Genomic DNA, 1,776 nt, shown 5'->3' with positions numbered 1-1,776 from the left:
GTACAGCAATATGCCGATGATGACCGGGGCGGCGATCGCGCCGAGCACTCTGGTGTCGAACTGCTGGCTCGACGCCGAGGTGGTCATCGCGCCCGGGGGCATGTGCGGGCCCCAGACTATGTACACGAGCAAGGAGCCGACGACACTGAGGACCACCCAGATGACGAGCAGCCACAGCCCGTCCCTGCGGCCACCCGTGCTCCCGGCCGGTACCGGGTTCGATGCCTCTGCGGCCATCAGGCCTGCACCTCCATCTGACCCATCATGTAACCCGGCGTGCCCATCGGGCCGCCGTTGCCGTCCACGTAGCCGCCACCGCAGGGCACGAAGCACTGCCAGCGGAAGGTGCCGCCGTCCTTCGGCGTCCGGAAGCTGAACGTGACCACCGAGTGCGGCGCGAGCGCCTGGTCGTCCGTATTAGCCACGCACGGCGACGTGCCGCACAGGGCGTTGTTTTCCGCCACCGTGGGCGGTGAGGCGACAGGCACGTTCAGCCCGAGGCCGGGTATCGCGAACGTGTGCTGCACCGAACAGTTGGCCCACGAGTCCAACGTCGACACCGGGACGACCGGCCCGTACTTCTTGCCGTTAAATATCGAGACGTCTGCCACGTTCTTCTGCCCGGACTGGGTGAACGTGCCGGTGACGTGGCCCCAGTACGGGTTGCGCAGCGGCGTGCAGCCGTCGTAACCCAGGATGGTGATGTTCACCTGCGTGTCCGCCGGGACCTTGAAGTACGTGGTGTGCACGAACTGGCCGGTCGAAGGGTTCTTGATGAAGTACGACACCCAGTCCGGCTTGTCGGTCACCGTCGTCTGCGGGGTGGTCATCAGCGTGACGTTCACCTGGCCGTTGCTCGCGACCGAGGTGTAGTCCATAGTCGGAGGCTGCGAGCCGATGTAATGCAACGCGACGAAAATCCCGCCCGCGACAACCGCTAGGAAAGCGATCACCAAGGTCGTCACGCGAGCCGGTAGAGACACCGGTTACCACCTCGTTTCTGCACAACGAGCGATGCACACGGTTGCACCCAACTGAGCGAGCAGCGGTAGCGGCGTCCTCGCAGGTCCCCCGGATCGGGTGAACTCGCGGGTCGAGTCGGCCGCAGGCGGCACTCGCAGGCAGGCTTGCCCACTTACGACCCGATCGTGACGGTCCGGTGAACACGCACGCAACAGGCGAACGCCTGAATGACAAAATTGTCATGCGCGCTGGCCGGGCCGGCCCGGCTGGGCTATGGCGGCAAGCTGGGCGTTTGGCCCATAATCTGCTTGCTAAGGGTTGCAATCGTTTGTGTGACAGTGCTGTAACAGATCAGGAGTGCACGCCGATCGCCTGTTGACCTGGAATAAGCACACAGAGACCATCAAGAGGACACTGACAGGGCGGATGGGAGGACATTGGCGCATCTCGGACGCATCCTGATCGTCGATGACGAGCCGAAGATCCGCTCGTTCATCGGCCGGGCGCTTGCTGCCACGGGGTATGCGACCGAGTTCGCTGACAGCGGCGCCGAGGGATTGCGCCGTGCCCTGGCCACCCGCTACGACCTGGTCATCCTGGACCTCGTCATGCCCGATCTCGACGGGCGCCAGGTGCTCGGCCGGCTGCTCGCCGCCCGCCCCGGCCAGGCCGTGATCGTGCTGTCCTGCGTGGCCGACGTGGCGGCGAAGGTCGACTGCCTGGAGCGCGGCGCCCAGGACTACCTGACCAAGCCGTTCTCGCTCGCCGAGCTGCTCGCCAGGGTGCGGGTCCGGCTGCGCGGCGAGCCGCACG

3 protein-coding genes are annotated in these 1,776 nt (G+C 65.8%); 1 reads left to right on the top strand and 2 read right to left on the bottom strand.

The features are described 5' to 3' along the window. A partial coding sequence (locus WA805_RS24750; RefSeq protein ID WP_425243528.1) for a hypothetical protein occupies window positions 1-237 on the bottom strand: 237 nt, incomplete at its 3' end. Next, window positions 237-878 carry a hypothetical protein gene (locus WA805_RS24745; protein WP_425243527.1) on the bottom strand — a complete coding sequence of 214 codons (642 nt, stop codon included), beginning with the start codon at window positions 876-878 and terminating at the stop codon, window positions 237-239. The genes WA805_RS24750 and WA805_RS24745, both read right to left, overlap by 1 nt. 522 nt (window positions 879-1,400) lie before the next feature. Between WA805_RS24745 and WA805_RS24740 the strand changes: the two genes are divergently transcribed. Further along, a partial coding sequence (locus WA805_RS24740) for a response regulator transcription factor (protein WP_425243526.1) occupies window positions 1,401-1,776 on the top strand: 376 nt, incomplete at its 3' end.

The organism is Trebonia sp. (assembly GCF_049794275.1).
GTDB lineage: Bacteria > Actinomycetota > Actinomycetes > Streptosporangiales > Streptosporangiaceae > Trebonia.
The sequence above is the reverse complement of the archived record's forward strand: the minus strand, read 5'-3'. Positions and strand labels throughout refer to the sequence as shown.